Source organism: Bdellovibrionota bacterium (assembly GCA_035292885.1).
Taxonomy (GTDB): domain Bacteria; phylum Bdellovibrionota_G; class JALEGL01; order JALEGL01; family DATDPG01; genus DATDPG01.
Window position 1 is genome coordinate 1 of sequence record DATDPG010000174.1, and the last position, 5,847, is coordinate 5,847.

The 5,847-nt window shown below is 54.9% G+C and carries 5 protein-coding genes and 1 tRNA gene; 5 read left to right on the forward strand and 1 reads right to left on the reverse strand.

Going from position 1 to position 5,847, the window contains the following annotated elements:
• From VI895_12750 to VI895_12765, 4 genes are all read left to right on the forward strand, one after another.
• A partial coding sequence (locus tag VI895_12750; protein HLG20668.1) for a hypothetical protein occupies positions 1-197 on the forward strand: 197 nt, incomplete at its 5' end.
• A 371-nt stretch (positions 198-568) separates the two neighbouring features.
• Entirely contained in the window at positions 569-976 is a 408-nt protein-coding gene (locus tag VI895_12755; protein ID HLG20669.1) for an FHA domain-containing protein, read from the forward strand.
• 103 nt (positions 977-1,079) lie between these two features.
• Positions 1,080-1,154: transfer RNA gene (locus tag VI895_12760), tRNA-Gly, on the forward strand.
• A 109-nt stretch (positions 1,155-1,263) separates the two neighbouring features.
• Positions 1,264-4,368, forward strand: a complete 3,105-nt coding sequence (locus VI895_12765) for an MXAN_5808 family serine peptidase (protein HLG20670.1) — start codon at positions 1,264-1,266, stop codon at positions 4,366-4,368.
• On the opposite strand, the gene VI895_12770 is transcribed toward VI895_12765, so the two are convergent.
• Positions 4,346-5,026, reverse strand: a complete 681-nt coding sequence (locus VI895_12770; GenBank protein HLG20671.1) for a DUF3047 domain-containing protein — start codon at positions 5,024-5,026, stop codon at positions 4,346-4,348. The genes VI895_12765 and VI895_12770 overlap by 23 nt on opposite strands.
• Before the next feature lie 83 nt (positions 5,027-5,109).
• On the opposite strand from VI895_12770, the gene VI895_12775 reads away from it, so the two are divergent.
• A partial coding sequence (locus VI895_12775; GenBank protein HLG20672.1) for a rod shape-determining protein occupies positions 5,110-5,847 on the forward strand: 738 nt, incomplete at its 3' end.

Sequence of the window (5,847 nt, forward strand, 5' to 3'; positions counted from 1 at the left end):
GGAACGGGGTCCCTCCCATTCAGATTCAAAAGATCTGCGGCTGGAAGGATCTCAAGACCATGCAGCGGTACGTAAGGCTGGCGGCGATTGAAACGAAGGGCGCGACGGAGGGGCTCAAAGTTCTTCCCGCGCAAGAGGTGGCGGCGAAAGTCGTGCATCTTTTCGGCCGAAACGTGCAGACCGAAGCCAAGGCGTGAACTTTGGCTTCAAATTGGCTTCCGGGTATCCTAACAACTTGAAATCTTTTGAGGGCGGCCGTCGCCTCCACGGCTTGTTCTTTTTCCGTTTCACAGCGTTGTTCCTCGCTCGCGATCCTCACGTAGGTTTACTACGCTCCGGTCGCTCGCATCGTCGCGCCTTGTGAAACGAAAAAATTCCTGCGCCGTACCCGCCAGCTAGCCTATTGCCCTCAACTTGATAAGGCGACGGTCGGTGAGAACCGGCTTGCGCGAGACCAGCGAAGCCGAGACACAAACTTTGCAGCTTTACGTTCGAAGAAACCGAACCTTTCAGCCTCATTCGGCGCGCTGGGCCTCGTGGGAAGTATGTGTATAATTCGGTTTTTCGCATGCTGAAATTGATTCTTAAGCGGCCCGACGGCAAAGAAGAGACGTTCACCGTAACCGAAAAAAACTCCTATATCGGCCGGGTGCCCGTGGTGAATGAAATTCAAATCGATCACCCCTCGTTGTCCCGACAACACGCGCGCATAAAACAGATGAAGAAAGGGTACGCCATCTACGATCTCCGCAGTACGAACGGTGTGCTTGTCAACGGTCGGAAAATCAAGGAGGGTGAATTGAATGACGGAGACGAACTCCGCCTTGGGGATCTAGTATTTAGAGTTAAATTGCGGGACCAACCCGAACGTCCACGAAAGAGTGCGCGTAATCCGTTGAAAGACTTAGATCGAATTGAGGAAAAAATGGCGATAGAAACGCTGACCGAGCGAAGTGGGCCGAAGAGGGGAAAGTAAGCTTTATTAAGTCTACTTTGCGAGCCGTCGGACGGCCGGCTTGACAGACATAAGGCCTTCATATAGCAAGACCCCTTTCGTTTCAGGTGGTTACGCCGATCCAGCGGGAGTAGCTCAGTGGTAGAGCATCACGTTGCCAACGTGAGGGTCGAGGGTTCAAGCCCCTTCTCCCGCTCCATGTCTTCGAATTCCACGGGATTCGATTCGCCTTCCGGTCGCTCGTGTTATACTACCCACAAGAAGTGAGGCAGACCCACCGGCAGCACCCTCCTCCTTCATATACGTTCATGCGGAAATTCAAGCTTCTTTCGATATTTTCGGCGCTTCTGTTCGCATCGATTCTCGTTTCTCAGCTGGATGTGTTTTCGGGCGGGCGAATGGAGGTCATCCCGAGCAGCTTCTCCTTTTCGCCCGACTGGCTTCGAGGGCGAGACCGGCTCGCGCGCCTCGACACGCTGAAACGAGTTCTTCACCATATAAAAGAGAGCTACGTCGATCCGTCGCGGGTCAGTCCCGAGGAAATGTTCAAGAAATCCCTCGAGAGAATCTCGCAACTCGTGCCCGAAGTTCGAATCCTCAACCCGGGGCCACACAAGGCGGTTCTTCTCGTAAACAACAATCGCATGGAGTTCGATACCCAAGTCGCGACGCTCTACGCCCTTCATTCGACGATCTCGGACGCATTGATGTTCGTGCGAGAACACAAAGAAAGCGACATCACCGAGAGTGACCTCGAAATCAGCGCCATTACGGGCGCGCTTTCCACGCTCGATCCGCATTCCGTGTATTTGGGAAAAGAACTTTACGATGAAACCAAAGTCGGGACGACCGGAACATTCGGGGGTCTCGGCATCGTCATCGGCATTCGTGAGAACAAATTGACCGTGATCGCGCCCCTCGAAGATACGCCGGCTCACATCGCCGGGATCAAGGCGGGCGACACCATCACGAAGATCGGCGACGAATCGACGATCAACATGGATCTCACCGAAGCCGTCAACAAGATGCGTGGCCCCAAAGGAACGCCCATCACGATTTCCGTCCTCCGGGAGGGGTGGACATCATCGAGGGACTTCACGATCGTCCGGGACATCATCAAGATCGTGAGCGTTGAATCGCAGCTTCTTCCCGGGCAGATCGGATATGTAAAACTCAAGAGTTTTCAAGGGAACACGGCAAAAGATCTCAACAAACACTTGAAGCAGCTCACCGCCGATGCCGGAGGAACTCTCAAAGGCTTGATTCTGGACCTGCGGAATGACCCCGGCGGCCTCTTGGATCAGGCCATTGCCGTCGCAGATAAATTTCTCGGCAGCGGTACCATCGTTTCGACGGTAAAAGCCGGGAACACGATTCGCGACGAAGAAAAGGCGACGGAGCCAGGGACCGAGCCGAACTACCCGATGTCCGTGGTCGTCAACGGCGGCAGCGCCAGCGCATCGGAAATTGTCGCCGGCGCATTGAAACGCAGGGACCGCGCGATCGTTTTGGGCCAACGCACATTTGGCAAAGGAACCGTTCAATCGATCTTTGAGCTCCCCGACGACGCCGCTCTCAAACTCACCATCGGTCAATACCTGACCCCGGGCGATTTTTCGATCCAGTCGGTGGGAATTGCACCGGATGTTCGGTTTTTGGAAAGCGTCGTGGCGGAGGACCGTATGGATGTCTTTCGCGTTCGAAAGGATTACGGAGAAGTATCCTTGGAACACCATTTCGAGAATCCAAATTCGACTCCTTCCCAAAAGGAGCCACAGATCGACATTCGTTTCGTCGAAGAACGTACGGACAAGCAAGCAGCCGAGGAAGACGCCGTGCCCCTTTCCGCCCAAGCCAGCCGTGAGGACAAAGTAAAGCGAACCCTGAAGGATTTCGAGATCCGGACCGCGCTCGATCTGCTTCAGAATGCGAACAGTACCAAAAGGAAAGATTTGGTTGCCCTGGCGCAGAAACGAGCGCCCATTTGGGAAAAACCGGAACAACAGCGTTTGGTTCAGGCCCTGGCCACGCGCGGCATTGACTGGGCCGCTCCGCCGCAGGGTAAAGCGACAGGCTGCACTCCCCCCAAGGCGGCGTCCAATTTCGTTTCTCCCGCCGGCTCCGCCATCCAAGCGGGCCGGTCGATGCAGTTTCAGGTGACGATTGAAAACGCGGGACCATGTCCCCTCTACCGATTGCGGGCCGTCTCGAATTCGAAAAACTATCTCTTCTCCGAGCGCGAATTTCTCTTTGGTAAGGTGGATCCGGGCCAAAAACTGACCCGCGAGGTCAAAGTGGAAGTTCCGAAAGCGACTCCGAGCAGCCGGGCCGATATTTCGCTGAACTTCTTCGAAGCGCGGAACATTGTTCCGAAGGAGATCAACGCGATGGTCGCAATGAAGGCAGCCTCCAAACCGGAATTTGCGTTCACGTTCCAGGTAAACGATCGAGTCGGCCCCAAAGGGAACGGGAACGGTCTGATTGAAAAAGGGGAATCGATCGAGCTTGACGTGATGGTTCACAACATCGGCAAGGGTCCCACCGGCGAGGCTTTCGCTTCCGTCAAGAATATGGCGGGGAAAGACGTGTTTTTACAGCGCGGGCGCGCTCCGCTTCCGGAGCTGAAACCGGGGAACGAGAAAATGGTGTCATTTCTCTTTGAAGTTTCGCCGTCGTTCTCTGCCCACTCCTTCACGCTCGACCTTGCGGTTCTCGATGTCGCGTACCGGGTCGCGTTGACGAAAAAACTTTCATTCGATGTCGTCCCGCCGGGCGCAGTAAAGACGGAAAGACGGGAGGTGTCGGTGAAGACGGATCGTACGCCCGTATTTGCAATGCCTTCGGCCACCGCTCCCGTGGTCGGCCGCGTTTCAGCTTCAAGCATCTTTCAATCGACCGGGGAATTTAACAATTTCATGAGAGTCGATCTTCCGAAAAAACAGTCCGGCTGGATACCAAAGCCGGAAGTCGCTGTCGTATCCAAGAAACGAACCGACACGGTAAAAGCGGAAATGGAACAGACCCTGCTTCAGTCGCCAATAATTAATATCGATGCGGAACGTTTAGCCTTTGAAGTCGCCCGCGAGCGCTTTGTTCGAATGGCCGGAAACGTGAGCGACGATGAAGGAGTGAAAGACGTATACATCTTCATCAACGACAAAAAAGTCTTTTACCAAAACTATTCGAACTCCGAGGATCCCGCCTCCCGTCCGGACCAAACCCGTCCCTTTGATACCACGGTGCCGTTGGAGAGCGGTGCGAACCGGGTTGTTCTCGTGGCGCGCGATCAGCAGGACCTAGTCCAGCGGAAGGCGTTCGTGATTTATCGGGCGCAAGAAAAAGGCGAAACGAAGAAAACCCCGGCGGACGACGAGGATGCAGAAGCGTTCTTCATGGATCCCATGTTTCCTTAATTGATTCGCGTGCCAGACGAAGTTCATCGTAATCGGCGGCTGCAGTCCCCTTGACCGCGTTTGCGTCCGTCAGAAACCCAACCGCTTTTGGATTCGGAACACCGCGATCGAATAACTTCTTGTAATCTTCATAGACGTTTCGGGATTCCTCCACCCATTTTCCGGCCGGAGAGGTTCCACTTCGCACCACAATCAAAGGAAAATGCTTGGACTTCACAATTACCGTTTCGACCGGCGCCGCACAGCTCCAAACATATTTAATCACGTCGGGCAACAGCCATCGCTTGGGAAAAACGACATAAAGAGCGGCCGGACTGTCGTTTTTGTCCGGTAATCGCTCGTCCGCACCCGGGGGAAATACGTTCACGCGCCATTTCCACATCAGCCGAGGCGTCTCGGAAAGCTTCCAGCCCCCGCCGCGAAACAATTGAACCGATTCGCCGTGATCCGTCGCGGAGAGGTAGTGATTTCCGTTTTCCAGGGCGATACGATAGACCTTCTTCGGGTCTCCGTTCCGGCTGTCCCACCCTTTGGAAGGGGTTTCGTCTTCCTTGAACGACTCAAAATTTTCGAGAACCGTTGTGATCTGTTGCGCATGCGCAGAACTCGCCGCACACAACGCAACGAGCCAAACCGCGCGGATCCTCCTCGAAGGCACGAGTCCATTCTGAGGGCTTCGGACGAGTCCGACAACACTTTTGTATTGAGATCCCGAACGATTTCCGATAGTTCCGGTGCAACTTGATCAAGCCTCTCGCGAGTCTGTTCTCTTTCTTTTCGACCGATCTGGCCATCGACCTCGGTACGGCCAACACGCTCGTTTATCAGTGGGGCAAGGGAATCACGATTAATGAACCCTCCGTGGTCGCGATTCTAAACGACGGCTCCGGCAACCGCCGTATCTTGGCGGTCGGCCATGAAGCCAAGGCGATGATCGGGAAGACTCCCGACCACATCATGGCCATCCGCCCGATCAAAGACGGCGTCATCGCGGACTTCTCGACCACGGAAGCGATGCTCAAGTACTTTATTGCAAAGGCTCACAATCGAAAGACGCTGGTTCGGCCGCGAATCATCATCTGCATTCCTTCGGGTGTGACCGAGGTCGAGCGACGCGCCGTGGAGGAATCGGCGCTTTCGGCCGGCGCGCGCGAAGTTTTCTTGGTTGAAGAACCGATCGCCGCCGCTATTGGAGCCGACATGCCGATCGTGGATCCATCCGGGAACATGGTGGTGGATATCGGCGGGGGCACGACCGAGGTGGCCGTCATTTCACTCGGCGGCATCGTCATTTCCAAATCGGTCCGGATCGCCGGGGACAAAATGGACGAAGCGGTGATCAACTATCTTAAAAAGAAATACTCTCTCTTGATCGGCGAAACGATGGCCGAGCAGATTAAAATCAAAATCGGAGACGCCTACCCCGTCGACCAACCGATCTCCATGGAAGTCAAGGGACGAGACCTGGTGCGAGGTGTG

What these genes read in the sequence shown, in the direction of transcription:
- VI895_12755 (HLG20669.1), top strand. Translation starts at nt 569, where the DNA reads ATGCTGAAATTGATTCTTAAGCGGCCCGACGGCAAAGAAGAGACGTTC.
- VI895_12765 (HLG20670.1), top strand. Translation starts at nt 1,264, where the DNA reads ATGCGGAAATTCAAGCTTCTTTCGATATTTTCGGCGCTTCTGTTCGCA.